1 protein-coding gene is annotated in these 483 nt (G+C 60.2%); it reads right to left on the reverse strand.

Annotated features, from left to right (window positions below; all coding sequences use genetic code 11):
* A partial coding sequence (locus tag AWU74_RS08045; protein WP_162505086.1) for a solute carrier family 23 protein occupies nucleotides 1–483 on the reverse strand: 483 nt, incomplete at both ends.

Below are 483 nucleotides of genomic sequence, written 5' to 3' on the forward strand. Positions count from 1 at the left end.
ACGCCGAGCGGAATGCCGATAACCGTTGCGGCGATAATCCCGATAAACACCGCGCCTTTCACCTTCCGCGCATACAGGAGTATGGTGATAAGCAGCCCTATGACGGCGAGCAGCGGCGGACCGCTCTTGATGTTGCCCAGTCCGATAAGCGTTCCGCCGCCTGTTACAACGATTTTAGCGTTTGCCAGCCCGATAAGCGCGACGAACAGCCCGATTCCCACGCCGACTGCCTTCTTGATATTCGGCGACAGCGCGTCGATAATCGCTTCGCGGATTCCGGTCAGCGACAGCACGACGAATATAATGCCTTCAAGGAGCACGGCGGTGAGCGCCGTCTGATACGAATACCCCAGCGCGCCGCATAGGGTGAACGCGACAAACGCGTTGATTCCCAGCCCGCTCGCGAGCGCGATCGGCACGTTGGCGACAAACGCCATAACGACGGTCGCCAGTGCCGCCGAGATGGCGGTAGCGGGAAACACC

It is taken from the genome of Treponema endosymbiont of Eucomonympha sp., from assembly GCF_001028545.1.